This is a genomic window from Streptococcus mitis, assembly GCF_946190285.1.
In the GTDB taxonomy this organism is placed as follows: Bacteria; Bacillota; Bacilli; order Lactobacillales; family Streptococcaceae; genus Streptococcus; species Streptococcus mitis_CP.
Map to the genome: position 1 here is coordinate 460,249 of NZ_CAMHZX010000001.1, position 17,659 is coordinate 477,907.

Consider the following 17,659-nt stretch of genomic DNA (forward strand, 5'->3'; position numbering starts at 1 on the left):
TTTTCAGTTTTAAGGGCCAATTTAGGGCTGTGTAAAGAAAAAAGCCCTATTAAAGGCTTTCTTAGGATGTTTACATCCACCCTGAGGGAATCGAACCCCCATCTCAAGAACCGGAATCTTACGTGATATCCATTACACTAAGGGTGGAAACTTGTTTTATTATAACAGAAATTTGCTCTAATAACAAGTTTTTTTCTAGTGAGATAGGCCGTCTTAGTGTGAAGCATCCCCATTCCAGATGGAGTTTTTCACGATAACATAATCAACGTGTTTAAGGTCAGCAACCTGACGTCCACCTGCATAAGAAATAGCACTTTGAAGGTCTTGTTCCATCTCAGTTAAAGTGTCTTGCAGATGTCCTTTGGCAGGAAGCAAGATACGTTTTCCTTCGACGTTTTTATAAGCACCCTTTTGATATTGTGAAGCTGAACCGTAGTATTCTTTGAACTGTTCGCCATCGACTTCAATCGTTTTCCCTGGACTTTCAATATGTCCTGCAAAGAGGGAACCAATCATGACCATGCTGGCACCGAAACGGATAGACTTGGCAATATCACCGTGAGTACGAATTCCTCCATCAGCAATAATCGGTTTACGTGCAGCCTTGGCACACCAGCGAAGGGCTGCCAACTGCCAACCACCTGTACCAAAACCTGTCTTGACCTTGGTGATACAAACCTTACCAGGACCAATTCCGACCTTAGTAGCATCCGCACCAGCATTTTCCAATTCACGGACAGCTTCTGGTGTTCCCACATTTCCAGCAATGACAAAAGTATCTGGCAATTCTTTCTTGATGTGTTGAATCATAGAAATCACGCTATCTGCATGACCATGAGCAATGTCAATCGTGATGTATTCTGGAGCATCAGCCTTGAGCTGGCTGACAAAATCATACTCATAATCCTTAACACCGACAGAGATAGAAGCAATGAGCCCTTGATCGTGCATGCGTTTAATAAAAGGAATGCGCCCTGCCTCATCAAAACGATGCATAATGTAGAAGTACCCACCTTTAGCCAGTTGCTCTGCTACATTTTCATCCAAAATCGTCTGCATATTAGCTGGCACAACAGGTAGTTTAAAGGTGTGATTTCCTAAAGTGACACTTGTATCCGCTTCTGCACGGCTTTTAATGACACATTTATTTGGAATCAATTGAATATCTTCGTAATCAAAAATTGGAAATTCATTTAACATATCGATGTCTCGTTTCTTTTGTAATGACCTACCTATGCTCTCGCATCACTACGCCTTTTCCGACGTTTCCTTAATTAATTATAAATCAAAGTACAGTTTTTGTCAAATTATTTTATGAATTAAAACATATCGTTCGGTTTTTATTGTGTAAATAACAAAAGAAAGGAGAGATTATTTTCTCCCCAGTTCTTTAGTAATATTACTTTTAAATATTTCTTCGGAGTTTTCTAGCATTTCACAAAATTCACGATAAGATGAAGACTTCTGAGGAATTTGAATAGACCATTTCTTCAACAAAGCTCCATAACCTGCTAGCTTTCCTATCTCATTATCAACAACCTTGTCCTTGCTCGGAAAAACAAGACCAGCCTTCTCAGCTTTTAAAATATAAGAATAGGAAATCAGCTGGAACAAGTCCTCACGGTTGATCCCTTTTTCAGTGAACTCTAGTTTTTTATATTTAGCATCTAGAACAATCTTTCGTTCTCTATCATAAAAATCTGGATATACTTTCCGTTTCCCAACAGAAAATACCGAAATACCACCTAGCTTTTCTTTATTCCGTGGATGGATGAAATCTTTTGGCAACAAAGTATGAACATACTCTTCCCAAAGCCAGGCAACATCAAAAAGAATACCATGAATTTTTTGATCTTGATACCCTAAGCCGTGCTTTTCTTGGTTTAGGATCATCAGACAAAGTTCTTGTAACTTTCTGTACTCGTGAAAGTATGCATGACGTATAGGTTTAGATTGATTTCCCCGAATAATCTTAGCACGATCAGCTAGTTTATAAGAGGGCGTTACACGCACGATTTCAGCTACGTTTTCACGACTAGTTGAGAGATTATCTAGTACCCCTTGACCAATACTTTTCTGGTTCTTAATGTATTCAATAGTATGACGGATCAACTGCATGAGGGGATTATCATAGGTGAACTCTCTCGTTGTGTAGGCAATATTTCCTGTAAAAGGAAGGTTTTTCTTGAGATGGTTTCTTACATCAATCACTCCCTTAACATGACTATCATTATGAGAAAATCTCTGGTATTCCTTATAAAGACCTTTTCGAATTGCAGCTTGTAGATACTTAGGGAAGAGATACATCAAAAGTTGATAAAGCCTCTCTTCACGAGACAAAGCAACATCTAAACTAGTGAGATTGATATGAAGAACCTTGTGTAAGAGATAATGCAAAAAGTGGTCGTTATATTTATCAGAAAAACGAGAGGAAATCGTTAATCTTTCCTGACCACACCCCAGAAAACCAATCACATTTCCTGTCTTAATTTCCTGATTAACTGTTTCAAAGATTTTTTGGTCCTTTTCTAAGTCAGGAGAATTCTTCAAATCATTTGGAAAAATGAAAACACGTTCATCTTGGGATAGACTTTCCAAGGTTCTGTCTAAAAGAAGATTGCTTAGTTTAGGATATTCTTCAACAAATTCTTCTTTAACAATCTTGTGTTGATTATCAGTGATTCGCATTATCGTTTTCATCGCCTTCATTGTCATCATCTACTGCCTGATCTTTTTGCTCATTCTTTGTCAGATCGAATGCTTTTTTCAATGTTTCTAGAGTTTCAGATTCATCATAAGAACCACGTACATAATCTTCCAAAAGTGGTTTGAGATAATCAGACCAGAGTAATTTATAGTCAAAACCTACATCCTTCAAATTAAGGAAATAACTTGGCCCGATATGATAATGACTATTTAATTCCTGAACGTTTTCGATAGCAACATTCAAGTTTCTTAGACGTTTTTTCGCTTCTTCAGCTTTATCACCAAGAGCAGTATCGAGCATACCTAATTGGCTTTCAGCAGTAACTTCAACAAAACGGAAACGACGACGCATAGCAAAATCAAAGGTATCTACTGAACGGTCAATATCATTCATGGTACCTATAATATAGACATTATCAGGAATATAAAACTTTTCATCAGTTTCGTGTAGATTTGCATATTGGGTAGAAACACTTCCCTTTTCCCCACGATAACTAGGGTCGATAGAGAAAAAGAGTTCCCCAAAAATCTTAGAAATCTCCCCACGGTTGATTTCATCAATGATAAAGACAAAATTATCTTGGCCTCCAGTTTTCTTAGCGTCTCTAGCTTTCTGACAAAACTTCTTAAAGATACCATCTACTAATTTAAACTCAATGGTACCATCTCCATTAGATACTGGTCTCAATCCCTCTACAAAATCCGTATAGTCATAAGATGGGTGAAACTGTACAAAGCCTATTTGGTCTTCGTTGCCATCCGTTAATTCTTTAGCAATTTCTTTAGCAAGATAAGTTTTTCCTGTACCAGGAGCACCGCGGAGGATGAGGTTTTTGGATGACAGTAAAATATTTTTATACTCGTTGATATTTTCTGATGTGTTTTCCTCGTTTTTAATATCTGCAATCTTATCTTTTTCAATATTAAAATCCATATATAACTCATCAAGACTTGAATATGTTAATAAAGATACTGTGGTAAAGTCCCATTTCTTGGTTTCAAGAGAATTTAACTGGAAATCACCAAATTTACTAATCGGAATGATTTCAAATCGTCTTGGAAACCCTTCGAACTCACTATTTTCAACATATTGATAAGGACCAATTATTTTAGCCAAAAAAGAAGCCCGTAGATTCTTCCTGGGAACTACTACTAAATCTCCTATACTGACTCCATGCTGAAGGAGTGCTACTTGATTCTCTTGTTTTCTAGGTTTTTCTTCACCACTGTAAGGATAATTTTTTTCTTCTATATTTTCAAATCCAATATATAGAACTTTATCCTTAAAAGATTTCTTATGCAATTTTATGTTATTGGTCCCGCCAACTGAAATTTTCCAAACTCTTATATTTGACATAAATTCCTCCATTTTAACATTAACATATAATATTTTTTATATAATAACACTAATCAAGAAGCAAAGCAAGGAATTAAATAAAAAGTCCAGTGTTAGGAGCTTTAATGTCTCATAACACTAGACTTCTTTTTTATCTTAATAATACTCTCCCTGACGGTAGTCCCATGAGTTAAAGGTGTCTGACAGGTGCATCATAATCTTATCAATGTCAAGTCCTTTGCGGATTACAACTGGAGCTGGTGAAGTTGAACGTGCTCCTCCTTGTTCTGGGATGAGTTTGCCGTCCTTATCGACCATAGACACCATCACGCCTTGCTCGTAGCGTGTTTCAATCGTTTTGTCAGGCTGGATAGAGGCCACATAGTCGTCTGCCTCAATGACAAGGTCCACTGCCCCTTCGATACGTTCTCCGATACCTTCCACCTTACCGCGGTTTCCTTTACCAGATGGATTTGCAGATGAGGCGTAGACCATCTTGCCTTCTTCCCAAAGTTTGGCAGCCAATTGTTCACCAGCTTTCCCAAACTTGATAACAAAACAGCTAGTACCACGCACGTCAGTCATGAGTTCTTCACGACCATCACCGTATGCTTTGAGTTTTTCAAAGGCTTCTGGTTTCCATGGAAGGATACAACCAAGAAGAATGTCTTCGTCCCAATGTTTTTGGTAAAAGGCTTCAATTTCTGGGTTGAGTTGTGCTAAAGCGCGAAGCTCATCCATGCTACCACAGAGAACGACACCTGGTTTGTTACGATTGCGTTCTTTGGCTTCAAACTTACGTTCAAGACCAGCCTTGTCACTAGTCATGATGATGTAACCAACTTTTGTAGGACAAACGATACATCCGCCCTCACCTTTTAAAATGTCATATCCTTCTTGTGAAAGTGTTCCGTTCCATTGAATGTGTTTTGTCATAGTTCTATTTCCTTTTCTAATTTTCTTTTAATTCTGCCAATAGGCTGGTCGTTGTTTTTCATAAGCAGCAATCAAGTCTTCATACTGCAAAGTAATACCGATATCATCCAAACCATTTAAGAGTTTGTGTTTCCATTCGCTATCGATTTCAAAAGTGAATTCTCCAATTGGTGAGATGATTCTTTGTTGTTCCAAGTCGACAGTTACCTGGTCACTTGGTTGTAGCTGAGCTAATTTCTCTCGAACCTCTCTGGGCTGAACAATTGGTAACATGCCATTATTAAGTTCATTATTGTAATGAATGTCCCCAAAAGATCCTGCAATCACGACCTTAAAACCATAGTCTGCTAAGGCCCAAGCTGCATGTTCCCTCGAAGACCCTGCCCCAAAGTTATCCCCTGAGATGAGAATACTGGCTTTCCGATATTCAGGTCTGTTAAAGACAAAGTCTGGATCCTCAGTATACTTGTCATCTAGATAACGCCAAGCATACATAAGGTACTTACCAAAGCCTTTTTTATCAATCAACTTGAGAAACTGCTTGGGTAGGATTTGGTCGGTGTCGATGTTATCATTCATGAGAGGAACGGTCGTTCCCGTATAAACTGTAAATTTCTCCATATCCTCTCCTTACTGGGCTTCTGGCATTTGCCGAACATCTACGAAACGCCCTGCAATAGCTGCCGCAGCTGCCATAGCTGGACTACAGAGATGAGTCTTAGCGCCAAAGCCTTGTCTGTCTTCAAAGTTTCGATTGCTGGTTGAGGCGCAGTGAACACCATCAGGGACCTTGTCCGGATTCATCCCTAGGCACATGGAGCAACCCGGGTCTCTCCACTCAAAGCCAGCATCCAGAAAGACCTTGTCCAAGCCCAACCTCTCAGCAGCTCGTTTGACAGGACGAGAGCCTGGAACCACGATAGCTGTTAGATTAGGAGCAATTTTCTTCCCTTTAACAAATCGCGCAGCCAGTTGCAAATCGCTAAGACGAGCATTTGTACAAGAGCCGATAAAGATATAACCTAGTTCAATATCTGCTGGCTTTTGACCTGGTTCCAAATCCATATAATTGTAGGCTCGTTCATCATTCATATCCTTAATTTCTGGGAAACTACTGTCAAAGTCAACCCCCATAGCAGGGTTGGTTCCCCAGGTCACCATAGGAGCAAGGTCTGAGACATCCATCTGGATAACCTTATCGTAAACGGCATCCTCATCACTGACAATTGTTTTCCAATCAGCCACAGCCTCTTCAAAGTCCTCTGGAACACATTCTCGTCCCTTGAGATAATCATAGGTGGTTTGGTCCGGATTCATGATTCCCATCTTAGAACCAAACTCGATGGACATATTGCAGATGGTCATTCGCTCTTCCATGCTCAGTGCATCAATTGCTTGTCCACGATATTCCACCACGTAGCCAACGCCGCAAGCAACGCCGTACTTGGCAATCAGGGCTAAAATGAAATCCTTGGAATAAACTCCTTTTTGAGGGACACCAGTGAATTCTACCAGCATTTTCTTGGGTTTGACCTGCCAGAGTGTCTGGGTAGCGAAGACATGCTCAACCTCACTAGTTCCAATTCCAAAGGCGATCGCTCCAAAAGCCCCGTGGGTTGCTGTATGGCTATCCCCACAGACGATAAATTTCCCTGGTTGGGTTCGTCCTGTTTCTGGACCAACCATGTGAACGATCCCCTGCTTTTCAGAACCGTGGGCCGCATGTTCAATCCCAAATTCCTCAACATTTTCTGCAAGCTTATCAATTTGAGCCTTAGAAATCACATCTCGAATATCGTAAATATTGACTGTCGGGACATTGTGGTCAAAGGTTCCAAATGTCAAGTCTGGTCGTCTCAATCTGCGACCTGTATCTCGCAGTCCTTGAAAAGCTTGCGGGCTAGTCACCTCGTGGATATAATGCTGGTCCACATACATGAGTTGGGGTTGCCCCTCTTCTCCTGTGATGACATGACGGTCCCATAATTTATCAAAAATCGATTTTCCTGCCATCCATTACCTCCAAATAAAATATAAGGCTACTAGTGTGGTCACCATCCCAAGAAACCAAACCGTTTTAAAGTACCATTTTCTAGTCTTGTGATGAAAGATGATTCCTGCTAACCAGGCACCAAAACCACCACAAGTAAAGGCTAAAATAAGTAAGATTTTCTCAGGGATGCGCCAAGCTCTTCTCCTCGCCTTGGATTTGTCAATGCCATAAATCAAGAAAATGATGACATTCCAAATCAAAAGGACTAGAGTAATTTTTTCGTCTAACTTCATAACCTTGCGATAATAGCTTCCGTCATTTCCTTGGTCGAAGCCTGTCCACCTATATCTCTTGTTAAAACACCAGCTGCCAAACTTGCCTCAACAGCACGCTCGACACGCTCTGCATCCTCATAACGTCCAAAGCTGTCTCTCAGCATCATGGCCACTGATAAAATCATGGAAATAGGATTGGCAATTCCTTGACCTGCAATATCAGGTGCTGAACCGTGAATAGGTTCATAGAGACTTGGTCCATTTTCAGAATGACTGGCTGATGGCATAACCCCAAGTGTGCCAGATAGAACGCTTGATTCATCAGATAGTATATCTCCGAAAAGATTCTCCGTCACGATGACATCAAACTTAGCAGGATTAGTAATCATAAGCATGGAAGCTGAGTCGACTAGCTGGTGTTCCAAGGTCACATCTGGGAAATCCTTTGCGACTTCCTCAGCTACTTTTCTCCATAGTTTTGATGTTGCCAACACATTTTGCTTATCAATGCTGGTAAGTATTTTTCTCCGACTTCTTGCAATTTCAAAGGCTTTGCGAACAATCCGCTCCACTTCCTCATAGCTGTAGTCGTTGATATCACGCGCTTTTCTTTCTTCAAGGATATGATCCCCAAAATAAATCCCACCTGTCAACTCCCGTACCACGACAAAGTCTACACTAGCAATTCGTTCCGGTTTGAGTGGTGACAAATGCTTAAGACTGTCAAAGATTTTTACAGGGCGAATATTGGCATAGAGATTGAGTTCCTTACGGAGAGCCAACAAGCCTTGTTCAGGCCGAACCGCTGCTCCATCATACTGAGGACTACCGATAGCCGCTAGCAAAATGGCATCTGCTTCTCTACTTGCCTTGAGGGTTTCATCAGGCAAGGGATGCCCTGCAGCATCTATACCTGCACCTCCAAAAGGTCGTCTATCAATCTCATAGTCAAAACCTGTTTTTTCAGCTAGAGCTTCCAGAACATCTAAACCAGCCTCCATGATTTCTGGGCCGATTCCGTCCCCTGCTAGAGCTACTATTTTCTTTGTCATAGCCTTCTCCTTTACACACTAGGCATATCGCGGTAAGAAACACTGCGTCCCATCTCACCAGCATTCTCTTTTTGAACAAAGGTATTAGCATTGATGTAGGCAATAGCCGAAGCCTTCAACACATCGAAATCAAGTCCTGCTGCGTTAAAGATGGTTTCTGTATCTCTGTTTTCAACAGTGACCAAGACCCGAGCTTGGGCATCAATTCCATCTGTCACCGCATCAATGGTATAGGACACCAAGCGGACGGATTGATTAAAGAACTTGTCGATAGCGTTAAAGATTGCTTCAACGGAACCTTGCCCCGTCGCATTAAATTCGACCTTCTCACCATCCATATTAGCTAGGCTAACGAGCGCTTCGATGTCATTATCTGCATGAGTTTGAAGTTGTAAATCATCAAAGTGGAAGCCTTCTGGATTTTCAACCATGGTTCCAGCTACCAGAGCACGAATATCTGCATCTGTGATTTCTTGTTTCTTGTCGGCCAGTGCCTTGAACTTAACAAAGAGTGGTTTGATATCCTCTTCTGAAAAATCTAGGGCCAATTCTCTTAGTTTTTCAACAAAGGCATGGCGACCTGACAATTTTCCAAGTGGAAGGCTATTACTCTTGACACCGACCAATTCAGGGGTGATAATTTCATAAGTGAGAGGATTTTTAAGGACTCCATCTTGGTGAATACCAGATTCATGAGAGAAGGCATTACCACCAACGACGGCCTTGTTTTTAGGAACTGGAATTCCTGAGAAGCGAGAAACCATTTCTGACGTATTGATGGTTTCATTTAAAACAATACTAGTTTCTGCTTGATAGTAATCTTGGCGAATATTGAGGGCCACTGCTATTTCTTCCAAAGCAGCATTTCCAGCTCGCTCCCCAATACCGTTGATAGTTCCTTCGACACGTCCTGCCCCATTCTTGACAGCAGCAAGGCTATTAGCCACTGCCATGCCAAGGTCATCATGACAGTGTGGTGAATAGATAATCTGACGATCTGTCTTAACATTCTCAATCAGATGTTTGAAGATAGCTCCGTATTCCTCTGGTGTGGTAAATCCTACCGTATCAGGGATATTGATATAAGACGCACCTGCATCAACAGCTGTTTGAACAACTTGCAGAAGGAAATCCAACTCTGTTCTGGTCGCATCTTCAGGAGAGAATTCGACCACTTCGAACTTGGAACGTGCGTAAGAAACATGCTCCTTAATAGCTGCCAAAATCTCTTCCTTGCTCTTATTGAGCTTATACTTACGATGAATCGGACTGGTAGCGATAAAGACGTGAACCTGTGGATACTTAGCGTCCTTGAGGGCATCGTAACAAGCATCAATATCAGACTTGACAGAGCGGGCCAAACCAGTCACCGCTGTTTTCTTCAAGGCCTTAGCAATCTCCTGAACTGCCGTAAATGAGTCTGGACTAGCCGCTGGAAAACCAGCTTCAATTGCTGAAATACCCCATTTCTCCAGCTGTCTTGCAATGGCAATTTTTTCCTTGATTGAAAAATTAACACCCGGTGTCTGTTCTCCATCCCGAAGGCTGGTATCTAGAAATTCAACTGTTCTCATAAGATTTCCCCTTTTCCAAATATGGTTTTAAAAAAACATCTCGCTTAGAAGTCCAAGCGAGATGTTGATTCACTCCCGCTTGGTAAGCCAAACAGGACTAATGCTTTTTGCACTAGCCCGAGTACCTCAACAACAAAGCGAATGGATTAAACTTAGCTGTTTTCATGTTTGACTTTCTCCTTCGTTTGATATCTTGTTTAGTATTTTAGCATAGGCAAAAGTACTTGTCAAGAAAAAATCCAATATTTTCTGAAAATTTCTTCAGTAAAGAATATTTAGCTAATTGAAAGTTATTGAAAATCCTTGAAATGTTTCATTTTTTAGAAGTTAAATTCCAACTTTTTTCTATCAATTCCAGTACCATTTCATCTGACAAAGTATCATCAAAAGCCACACTAATCCAGTAGCGTTTGTTCATATGAAAAGCTGGATAAATGCCCTTTTTTGAAAGTAAATCAGCTACTTTGTCATGTTTGAGGTTGACTGCTTCCACTTGTCCTTCTCTGCCCTTTTCCAGCTTATTCCAAGAGATTTTCATCAAGACGGCATACCACTTTTTATTTCCTTCGTGTCTTAACACTGCTGTATCAGGCGATTTCTCCCACAAATACTCCAACTGATTACCATACTTTTCCTGAACTTGAGTCATGATTCGCTTAGTCTGAGGGCAGATAAAATCCTGTACATCAAAACAAGCCTTCCGAATCTGGTAAAGAATCTCCAAACAAGCCTCACGGACACTTCCTACAAAACTCCCACGCATACTTTCCATATGAACTTGAGGATAGAGGTCACCAGTCTCCTGGTCAAAGACTTGAAAACTCACATTATCAGCAGTGATGGATACGGTCATGATAAAGTCACCCTGCAAAATCTGGCAACTATAAGTCCAGACTTCCCCATTTTTTACAAAACCATAGGCACGAGCCTTTTCTTGATTAAACTGATAGGATTTAAAAATTTCAAACATAAGTGAAAACTGCTACCAAAAGCTAGCAGTTCCTTTCTATTTTTTAAAAGACAACCTTGGTTCCGTGCAATTGTGTCACGCCCAGCTGGTCGATAAAGGTTTGACGGTTGTCAAGGTCAATCCCCCCACCTGGTAGAATTTCAATCTTACCTTTAGCGTGCTCCAAAATTCTGTGATAGTGAGCAAAACGTTTTTCTAAGGAGTCGCCAGACACACCAGCACGAGTTAGGATACGAGTGACTCCAGCTTGACTAAGCCAGTCAATAGCTTCCAGTTGATCATTATCACTCAATTCATCAAAGGCCATGTGGAAGACAATTTCCATTCCTTTTGATGCAGTAATTAACTTTTCAAGATTAGGTTTATCCAACTTCTTATCAGCAGTTAAAACCCCAAATACAACTCCTTGACTTCCAGCCTGAGCAGTCAACCGAATGTCTTCTAGCATAATTGCAATTTCTAGTTCATTATAGACAAAGTCACCACCACGTGGCCGAATCATGGTCATGATGGTCGTATCATAGTTAGTTGCCAGTTCAACTGCTGCCTTGGTCACTCCATAGCTGGGTGTTGTTCCACCAACTGCTAGATTATCACAGAGTTCGATTCGACGAGCTCCAGCCTGCATAGCTTTTTCAAGCAAGGTCACATTTTCAGCACAAAATTCGTAAATCATTTGATTCTCCTTGAGTATTACTTCGAATTTATTATATCATATTGTTGTGAATATGCTTTCAATTTTATCAAGGCAAATAACTACTATTTTAACTATTCTTTGTCTGGAATAACCTTAAAGAGATAATAGGTGATAAAGATGGTCAAAGCTCCCAGACCAATTTTGACTGGTAAAAGAGGCGCAAAGTAAATGGAAATTCCCATCAAGATGTAGATGGATACGATGATTTTTTTCTTACGTTCACGTGCAATGGACTTGGTTTCCCGAAAATCAGCCACATATGCTTGATAGAGCTTGGTATGATAAAGCCAATCTTCGAAGCGCTTGGAACTTCTAGAGAAACAAGCGATAGACAACAAAAGGAAAGGCGTTGTCGGCAACAAGGGCAAAACAACCCCGACAATAGCCAAAGCCAGTGATAAAAAACCAATAATTAGATAAATAATACGCATAACTACTCCTAATTAAAATAATCTTCTTCTAGTTTCGCATACAATAATGAATTTTGTCAAGTTCTAATCAAAAAGAGCCTGAAATTCACTTTCAGGACTCTCCTCTTATTTAATCTTTTCTTCTTCGTAGTCACCATTGCTACAAACAACCTGCTTGCCACCACCACGGACTTTTTTCTCCATGAGGAAGTTTCCACATTTTGGACAGTCACGACCAACAGGCTTGTCCCAAGAGGTAAATTCACATTCTGGATAGCGATTGCAACCATAGAAGAGGCGGTTACGCTTGGTTTTACGCTCAATGATTTGTCCCTGATGACAACTTGGACACTCAACACCAATCTCTTTCACGATTGCTTGGGTATGGCGGCAATCTGGAAAATTGCTACAAGCGTAGAACTTACCAAATCGACCAAGTTTAATGACCATTGGACTGCCACATACTTCACAGTCAAATCCAGCTGGTTCATCTTTGATTTGGATTTTTTCCATTTCTTCTTCAGCCTTGGCGACTTCTTTAGAGAATGGTTTGTAAAAGGCGTCAATAACACGTTGCCACTGCTCTTTCCCAACTTCGACATCATCCAGTTTACCTTCCATTTCAGCTGTGAAGGTCACATTTACGATATCTGGGAAATATTCAACGATGAGCTTGTTGACAATTTCACCCAACTCTGTCGGTTCAAAGCGTTTTGCTACCAGGCGAACATAATAACGTTTCTGAATGGTTTCAATGGTTGGTGCGTAGGTTGACGGACGTCCAACACCATTTTCCTCCAAGGTCTTGATCAGTGTCGCTTCAGAATAGCGAGCAGGCGGTTGGGTGAAATGTTGCTCTGGTTTGCTATTGACCTGTTTGACCACATCTCCAACAGCCATATCCGGTAACATCTTATTCTTATCAGAATCATTATAAATGGCGAGATAACCATCAAACTTAACCTGACTACCATTAGCAGCAAATTGGACCCCATTTTGAGACAATTTAACAGCCATGGTATCAAAGACAGCAGCAGTCATCTGACTAGCCACAAAACGATTCCAGATAAGGGTATAAAGCTTGAGCTGATCCTTATCAAGATACTTAGCAATGCTTTCAGGTGTATTAAAGACACTAGACGGGCGAATAGCCTCGTGGGCATCCTGAGCTCCTGAAGCGTTTTTGACTTTGCTACCATGCTTAGAATACTTGCTACCAAAACGGTCTGTAATGAAACTTGCTGCTTCGTTCTGTGCCACTGGACTGATACGAGTCGAATCAGTACGCATATAGGTAATCAAACCTTGCACCCCAGACCCAATATTAATCCCTTCATAGAGCTGTTGGGCAACCATCATGGTCTTTCGAGTACGGAAATTGATTTTATTAGCAGCATCCATCTGCATAGATGAAGTGGTATAGGGTAATGGAGCATTGCGTTTGCGCTCTTTCTTATCCACCTGATCTACTGAAAAGTCTTTACTAGTCAGACGAGACAAGACTTCCTTGACCTCATCATTGCTAGTCAGTTTTAGCTTTTTACCATCTACTCCATAAAAGGAAGCCTGAAATTGCTTGGTTCCCTTTTTAAAGACGCCATCAATTGTCCAGTATTCCTCTGGCTGGAAAGCATTGATTTCATTTTCACGGTCAATGATGAGTTTAAGGGCAATAGACTGTACGCGACCTGCTGACAAGCCCTTCTTGACCTTCTTCCATAAAATCGGTGAAATAGAATACCCTACCAAGCGGTCCAAGACCCGACGAGCCTGTTGGGCATCAACCAAGTCCATATCAATCTTGCGTGGTTCTTTAAATGCATTTTTGACTGCATCCTTGGTGATTTCATTGAAGACCACACGGTTGGCATCATTTTCATCCAAGTTGAGAATATGAGCCAAATGCCAAGAAATCGCTTCTCCTTCACGGTCCGGGTCACTCGCAAGGAAGACTTTATTAGCTTTTTTAGCTTCTTTTTTCAAGTCATTGATAAGAGGGCCTTTTCCTCGGATATTGATATATTGCGGTTCGTAATTATTTTCAATATCGACGGACATACTGGATTTCTTCAAATCACGGATATGCCCGACACTGGCTAAAACCTTGTAGTTTCTGCCGAGATATTTTTCAATCGTTTTCGCCTTAGCAGGCGACTCCACGATGACTAGATTTTTTTTAACTGTTGATTTTTTCTTTTTTGTTGCCGTAGCCACAGTATCACACCTTTTCAAAGTAATAAACTTTATAAAGTGTAAACCATTTTGCCATAACTGTCAAGACTTAGCACCTATATATAGAAGAAAAGTTTGTCTACTAAGCGAAATTTCGTCTTAAAATTCAAATTCTGCAAGAACATCTTGCCCACTGGTCACCAATTTTGCTCCTTCCTGAATCAAATGATGGCAACCGTCTGATAGTCCATCTAAAATGCTACCAGGAATAGCAAAGACATCGCGCCCTTCTTCCATTGCTCGCTCACAGGTAATAAGGCTACCTGAGCGCATCTTAGCCTCTGCTACAATCACACCACGACAAAGTCCAGCAATGATGCGATTACGGGCAGGAAAATGAAATTTCAGAGGCTGTTCACCAGGTCCATATTCACTGAGAACTAGATGATCATTGCCGATGTAGTCTTGCAAGCGTTTATTGGCTTTAGGATAAAATACATCTAAACCTGTTCCAATCACTGCAATGGTTTTTCCGCCATTCTGAAGAGCAGCCATATGAGCTGCTGTGTCAATCCCCTTGGCTAATCCACTAACAATAACCAGTTCATTTTCCAATCCCTGAATGACTTTTTCAACTGACTTAGTTCCCTGTTTGCTACAATCACGACTGCCCACGACCGCTACCTTAGGAAATTTCAAGATGTCAAGATTTCCCTTGTAAAATAAAAGCACAGGTGCATCATATATTTCACTTAAATCCCAAGGATAACAGTCATCTAAAATAGAGAACGATGGAAATTTTTGAAACTCCTTCTCCAGATGCGCATCGTCTATCTGAAAATAACGTTCCATAAAAACAGCTGGATTTCGGCAACCTGATATATCTGCAATATCACCCAACAAAAGCTCCTGATCAACATTTTCACCGTATTCTAGGACTTTCAAAATCTGTTGATTGGTCAAACCTGATTTTTTTAACTTATAGATTTCATAGTTTGTGATTTTCATAAATATCTCCATTTCTTTTTCTAGTCATCTATTTATTCGTAAAAAATCAAAAAAACATCCGACTATTTCAGCCAGATGTTGGAATCATTAATTTTCGTTTTTAAGAATTTCTTCTAATTTATGGTAGTCTTGGACACTATCGATTTCATAGATGCTATTGCCTTCTAATTCTTCAACATAGACATCTAGCTCTTTGATGTTATCCTTAACCATATTGTCCCAGTAGAGATCAACAAATTCACCACTTGCATAAGCCTTGTCGATAAAGCTGACAATCTTTTCTGCAGTTGGAGCATCCCAGAAGGATACACCACTAAGGATACGACCTGCCTTACTATCAACAGTAATGTCTTGAACCTTGTAGTCATCTCCATAGACCAAGAACCATTCGTTGGTACAATCTTCACGATAGACACTAAAATAAGTCGAACGAGTCAAATCATTGCGGAACATATTTTTAAAGAGATAATTATCGGCATCAATAACATAGCTGTTGGCTAATTCTTCTTTTACAAGATAGAGAGAGTAAAAGTTATTGTAGTCAGCGTATTTATCATTGAAGACGAGGCGAACCCCATATTTTTCTTTCAAGTAATCGAATTGTTCTTTAAGGTAGCCAACAATGATGATGATGTCATTGATTCCTTTTTCTTTGAGAAACTCAATTTGGTATTCAATCAAGGGTTTTTGATTAACCTGAACCAAGGCTTTAGGGGTATTTTCAGTCATAGGACGCAAGCGAGTTCCTAAGCCCGCTGCTAAGATAATGGCTTTCACACGAATCTCCTTTATTCTTTAATAATAATATAAACTCCAGCAATGACTACAAGTGACGTAATAATTGTCAGCATATCTAGTGCTGTTCCCAAGAAGAGAGCTGCAAACAAGACAGTCCAAACTACATAACTAACGTTCAATCCTGTAGCTTTAGCAGGTTGCAAGCGATTGATAGCGATATAATAAGCCAAGTAGGAAATCATATCAAAGGCTGCAAAGACAATCATGAGACCTAGTAATTGTCCATTGGCTACTTCTGCAAATGACTGATGAGAGAAGAGCACAATCACAAGATAAGACAAAAATGAAGTCACTTGACGAATCAAGAGGGCTTCTATTTCACTCAATTCACTTTCCATGGCAAAGGAGCTAAGAACACTCTCACTTCCCCATGCAATGGCACAAACCAATGCACAGAGAATACCAATGTAGAAGGAATTGACCTGTTCAACCTTATAGGTTTGAGCAATAATCCCTGCAATAATCAAGACAATCCCAAATACAGTATTTTTTGAAATCTTGTGCTTCAAAAAGAAGAAAGCCAATAAAACTGAAACTGCAGGGTAGATAGCCGATACAGATGAAGCTAAGGAACTTCCAATATACTTAACTGCATAAAGATTGGCCTGCATTCCGATAGGACCAGCTAGCAAGGCTCCAATGATAACACTGACATTGCGAATATTTAAGAAAATTGAGAGACGAACTTTTCCTTCTTTTACCAAGAGAAAAGCTAGTAAGATAAAGATACTCAAGAAATCGTGAGCAGCAGCCACCACAAAGGGTGACAAATCTGTAAAAATCGAAAAGATATAAGCACTAATCGTTAGACCTAAACCCCAGAAAATACCTGAGAGTAGACCAAAAGAAACTCCATTTTTATTTTTCATCTGAACCTCCATAATATGACAAACCTTTAATAGCTCTTTGGTAACGACTCACACCATAGTCACCAAAATCTGCACCTTGCTCTTCTTTGTAGACTGTCCATAGACTCCAAATAGCATCTTGCAAAATTTTATAGATTGCAATCTTTTCACGAGAGACAGGTGTTTGCTCACTCTCATAGTGAGACAAGAAGTCTTCTTCCTCTTGACGAGTGAATTCAGACTCTAAAAAGAGGGCAGCCAAATCCCACATTGGATCGTTCATTGATGAATATTCCCAGTCAATCAGATAAAGTCGTCCTTGAGGTGACTCGATAAAGTTTTCAGGCACCAAATCGATATGACAAGATTTTCTGTCAACACCTAAGTCAGCCAGTCTTTTCTCTAAGGAAAAGACTTCTTCTCGAACCGCTTCATAGTTAGCATAAGGGATTTTTTCTTCAATCAAGGATTCGTATTTTTTGATTTCTTCAAAAGGAGCAAATTCTCCTCTTAATTCCTTACCAGAAGCATGAATGGTTTGTAAAATTGGAGCAATTTTATCAAACTTGGTCTTGATTGACGTTGAATCAAGCGTAATCGCAGATTCGATATACTCATTTACTTTGATACCAGCTTCAATATCAAAAAGATAATTTTTTACATCTAAGTCTAAATCCTTTAGTAGTTCAAGATTGTACTTTTCATCTTGACGATTGATCAGCTTTTCTGTCCCTTTACCAAAGAACTTAACGATGTATTGCTTATTTGTTGTTTTGACCAAATAGTTTTGATTGGTCATTCCCCCCAGTTGTTCAACACTGAGGACTTCCTCTTCTTCACTAAGTAGGGAAGAAATTTTCTCTTTAATGATTTTCTCCACAATT

General features: G+C 40.1%; 17 protein-coding genes and 1 tRNA gene. All 18 read right to left on the bottom strand.

The window, feature by feature from the left end; all coding sequences use genetic code 11:
• Positions 1 to 75: 75 nt before the first annotated feature.
• The 18 genes from N8L39_RS02220 to N8L39_RS02305 all read right to left on the bottom strand — a co-directional run bounded on the left by N8L39_RS02220 (position 76) and on the right by N8L39_RS02305 (position 17,655).
• Positions 76 to 147 (bottom strand) — tRNA-Arg (locus N8L39_RS02220).
• 66 nt (positions 148 to 213) lie between these two features.
• A complete protein-coding gene (locus N8L39_RS02225) occupies positions 214 to 1,200 on the bottom strand; it encodes a GMP reductase (RefSeq protein WP_000931164.1) in 987 nt (328 codons plus the stop codon).
• Positions 1,201 to 1,371: 171 nt separating this feature from the next.
• The gene (locus N8L39_RS02230; protein ID WP_261010097.1) at positions 1,372 to 2,688 is read right to left on the bottom strand and encodes an McrC family protein; all 1,317 of its coding nucleotides are present in this window, start codon (positions 2,686 to 2,688) and stop codon (positions 1,372 to 1,374) included.
• Positions 2,675 to 4,063, bottom strand: coding sequence for an AAA family ATPase (locus N8L39_RS02235; RefSeq protein ID WP_261009804.1), 1,389 nt, complete (start codon positions 4,061 to 4,063; stop codon positions 2,675 to 2,677). The genes N8L39_RS02230 and N8L39_RS02235 overlap by 14 nt, the downstream gene beginning before the upstream one ends.
• Before the next feature lie 135 nt (positions 4,064 to 4,198).
• A complete protein-coding gene (locus N8L39_RS02240; protein ID WP_000160505.1) occupies positions 4,199 to 4,978 on the bottom strand; it encodes an L-threonylcarbamoyladenylate synthase in 780 nt (259 codons plus the stop codon).
• Between the two features lie 27 nt (positions 4,979 to 5,005).
• On the bottom strand, positions 5,006 to 5,599 hold the full coding sequence (leuD, locus tag N8L39_RS02245) for a 3-isopropylmalate dehydratase small subunit (protein WP_261009803.1): 594 nt from the start codon (positions 5,597 to 5,599) through the stop codon (positions 5,006 to 5,008).
• A gap of 9 nt (positions 5,600 to 5,608) precedes the next feature.
• The gene (gene leuC, locus N8L39_RS02250) at positions 5,609 to 6,991 is read right to left on the bottom strand and encodes a 3-isopropylmalate dehydratase large subunit (protein ID WP_261009802.1); all 1,383 of its coding nucleotides are present in this window, start codon (positions 6,989 to 6,991) and stop codon (positions 5,609 to 5,611) included.
• 3 nt (positions 6,992 to 6,994) lie between these two features.
• Positions 6,995 to 7,264: a DUF1294 domain-containing protein gene (locus tag N8L39_RS02255; RefSeq protein ID WP_000762433.1), complete on the bottom strand. Its 270-nt coding sequence runs from the start codon at positions 7,262 to 7,264 to the stop codon at positions 6,995 to 6,997.
• Positions 7,261 to 8,298, bottom strand: a complete 1,038-nt coding sequence (leuB, locus tag N8L39_RS02260; RefSeq protein WP_261009801.1) for a 3-isopropylmalate dehydrogenase — start codon at positions 8,296 to 8,298, stop codon at positions 7,261 to 7,263. The genes N8L39_RS02255 and leuB overlap by 4 nt, the downstream gene beginning before the upstream one ends.
• A gap of 11 nt (positions 8,299 to 8,309) precedes the next feature.
• Positions 8,310 to 9,872 carry a 2-isopropylmalate synthase gene (locus N8L39_RS02265; RefSeq protein WP_261009800.1) on the bottom strand — a complete coding sequence of 521 codons (1,563 nt, stop codon included), beginning with the start codon at positions 9,870 to 9,872 and terminating at the stop codon, positions 8,310 to 8,312.
• A 313-nt stretch (positions 9,873 to 10,185) separates the two neighbouring features.
• Positions 10,186 to 10,842, bottom strand: coding sequence for an MmcQ/YjbR family DNA-binding protein (locus tag N8L39_RS02270; protein WP_261009799.1), 657 nt, complete (start codon positions 10,840 to 10,842; stop codon positions 10,186 to 10,188).
• 43 nt (positions 10,843 to 10,885) lie between these two features.
• Complete coding sequence (locus N8L39_RS02275; RefSeq protein WP_261009798.1) at positions 10,886 to 11,518, bottom strand: copper homeostasis protein CutC; 633 nt, start codon at positions 11,516 to 11,518, stop codon at positions 10,886 to 10,888.
• Between the two features lie 92 nt (positions 11,519 to 11,610).
• Positions 11,611 to 11,970: a YbaN family protein gene (locus N8L39_RS02280; protein WP_001220352.1), complete on the bottom strand. Its 360-nt coding sequence runs from the start codon at positions 11,968 to 11,970 to the stop codon at positions 11,611 to 11,613.
• Positions 11,971 to 12,075: 105 nt separating this feature from the next.
• Entirely contained in the window at positions 12,076 to 14,163 is a 2,088-nt protein-coding gene (gene topA, locus N8L39_RS02285) for a type I DNA topoisomerase (protein ID WP_164226201.1), read from the bottom strand.
• 117 nt (positions 14,164 to 14,280) lie between these two features.
• Entirely contained in the window at positions 14,281 to 15,129 is an 849-nt protein-coding gene (dprA, locus tag N8L39_RS02290; protein ID WP_261009797.1) for a DNA-processing protein DprA, read from the bottom strand.
• A gap of 87 nt (positions 15,130 to 15,216) precedes the next feature.
• Positions 15,217 to 15,906, bottom strand: a complete 690-nt coding sequence (locus N8L39_RS02295; RefSeq protein WP_000643974.1) for a sugar phosphate nucleotidyltransferase — start codon at positions 15,904 to 15,906, stop codon at positions 15,217 to 15,219.
• 11 nt (positions 15,907 to 15,917) lie between these two features.
• The gene (locus tag N8L39_RS02300) at positions 15,918 to 16,796 is read right to left on the bottom strand and encodes a DMT family transporter (protein WP_261009796.1); all 879 of its coding nucleotides are present in this window, start codon (positions 16,794 to 16,796) and stop codon (positions 15,918 to 15,920) included.
• Complete coding sequence (locus N8L39_RS02305) at positions 16,786 to 17,655, bottom strand: phosphotransferase family protein (protein ID WP_261009795.1); 870 nt, start codon at positions 17,653 to 17,655, stop codon at positions 16,786 to 16,788. Before N8L39_RS02305 ends, N8L39_RS02300 begins: the two co-directional genes overlap by 11 nt.
• Positions 17,656 to 17,659: the final 4 nt, after the last annotated feature.

Coding starts and splice junctions, on each gene's coding strand:
- N8L39_RS02225 (WP_000931164.1), bottom strand. CDS start 1,200: ATGTTAAATGAATTTCCAATTTTTGATTACGAAGATATTCAATTGATT.
- N8L39_RS02230 (WP_261010097.1), bottom strand. CDS start 2,688: ATGCGAATCACTGATAATCAACACAAGATTGTTAAAGAAGAATTTGTT.
- N8L39_RS02235 (WP_261009804.1), bottom strand. CDS start 4,063: ATGTCAAATATAAGAGTTTGGAAAATTTCAGTTGGCGGGACCAATAAC.
- N8L39_RS02240 (WP_000160505.1), bottom strand. CDS start 4,978: ATGACAAAACACATTCAATGGAACGGAACACTTTCACAAGAAGGATAT.
- leuD (WP_261009803.1), bottom strand. CDS start 5,599: ATGGAGAAATTTACAGTTTATACGGGAACGACCGTTCCTCTCATGAAT.
- leuC (WP_261009802.1), bottom strand. CDS start 6,991: ATGGCAGGAAAATCGATTTTTGATAAATTATGGGACCGTCATGTCATC.
- N8L39_RS02255 (WP_000762433.1), bottom strand. CDS start 7,264: ATGAAGTTAGACGAAAAAATTACTCTAGTCCTTTTGATTTGGAATGTC.
- leuB (WP_261009801.1), bottom strand. CDS start 8,298: ATGACAAAGAAAATAGTAGCTCTAGCAGGGGACGGAATCGGCCCAGAA.
- N8L39_RS02265 (WP_261009800.1), bottom strand. CDS start 9,872: ATGAGAACAGTTGAATTTCTAGATACCAGCCTTCGGGATGGAGAACAG.
- N8L39_RS02270 (WP_261009799.1), bottom strand. CDS start 10,842: ATGTTTGAAATTTTTAAATCCTATCAGTTTAATCAAGAAAAGGCTCGT.
- N8L39_RS02275 (WP_261009798.1), bottom strand. CDS start 11,518: ATGATTTACGAATTTTGTGCTGAAAATGTGACCTTGCTTGAAAAAGCT.
- N8L39_RS02280 (WP_001220352.1), bottom strand. CDS start 11,970: ATGCGTATTATTTATCTAATTATTGGTTTTTTATCACTGGCTTTGGCT.
- dprA (WP_261009797.1), bottom strand. CDS start 15,129: ATGAAAATCACAAACTATGAAATCTATAAGTTAAAAAAATCAGGTTTG.
- N8L39_RS02300 (WP_261009796.1), bottom strand. CDS start 16,796: ATGAAAAATAAAAATGGAGTTTCTTTTGGTCTACTCTCAGGTATTTTC.